Raw genomic sequence first — 1,122 nt, forward strand, 5'->3', positions numbered from 1 at the left:
AACAGCCTAAGCCCTGTGGAGTACAGGACCCGGGCTGCGCAGATTGCTAGCTAACCTGTCCAACTTTTGGGGGGCAGTCCAGGGTGGAGGCCAAAAAATCCCGGCACATGGCCGCAACCGCGTAGGAGCTGACGAGGCACGAAGGCTGCGATCTTTTGATGTTAAGAGCAAGGGCTGGTGAGGTTTACACGGGTTTGGCACCCATCATGGCCGCAATGGCGATAAAGCAAAGCGCACAAAAAGCCGCCAGTACCACGGTAAAGCCCGGATGTTTGGCCATTCGTCCCAATCGCAGGCGATTGAGCCGCACTACCAACCATAACCAGCTCAATCCCCCCAGCAAGTACAAACTGCTCCCGCCCAGTAACCACATCTGCCCCAGCGGCCAACCGGCCATGTGCACCAAAAACCAGCCGCTCACAGGCAACGCCAGCAAGCACAGCCCCATCAGCCCCCAGACAAACCCCCACGGGCGGCGTATCAGGCCACCCGCCAAGCCTGTGTCAGCGGCACGCCAGCGGCGAATCACCACAACCAGCAATGCGAGCGCACTGACAAACAACAGCAGTGTCGACACGCCATGCAACAGTTTTAACGCGGTGAAGGTTTCCATGGGACTTATCTCTTGAGCCGTTTAATCAGCGTAGCGTTTATTAACCAAGAAACAGCTGATAAGCCGGGTTATCGCTTTCATCCCAATACGGGTAGCCGATTTCAGCCAACGCCGCGGGTACCAAATGACGCTCATCAGCCGGCACTTGCAAGCCAGCCATCACCCGACCGTCCGCAGCGCCATGATTGCGGTAGTGGAACATCGAGATGTTCCAGCGCCCCCCCAGCTTGTTGAGGAAGTTGAACAACGCGCCCGGACGCTCCGGGAACTCGAAGCGGAACAACAGCTCATCGCTGACCTTCGCCGCATGCCCACCCACCATGTGCCGGATATGCCACTTGGCCCGTCCGTTCTCAGTCAGGTCTACCACCGGAAAGCCTTGTTCGGTCAGGCTGGCCAGCAAGGCGCTGCGCGGATCGTTTTCGGGGTGAGTCTGAACCCCGACAAATATGTGGGCTTCTTTACCCGTGTGATAGCGGTAGTTGAACTCGGTGATCTGACGCTTGCCG

The 1,122-nt window shown here is 58.1% G+C and carries 1 protein-coding gene and 1 pseudogene; both read right to left on the minus strand.

Annotated features, from left to right (window positions below; genetic code table 11):
* Positions 1-184: 184 nt before the first annotated feature.
* Positions 185-613, minus strand: coding sequence for a DUF2269 family protein (locus AQS70_RS10285; protein WP_055102684.1), 429 nt, complete (start codon positions 611-613; stop codon positions 185-187).
* Positions 614-653: 40 nt separating this feature from the next.
* A pseudogene (locus AQS70_RS10290) lies at positions 654-1,122 on the minus strand (threonine ammonia-lyase, biosynthetic); the annotation flags it as partial.

The sequence above is a fragment of the Pseudomonas endophytica genome, from assembly GCF_001411475.1.
Classification (GTDB): Bacteria; Pseudomonadota; Gammaproteobacteria; order Pseudomonadales; family Pseudomonadaceae; genus Aquipseudomonas; species Aquipseudomonas endophytica.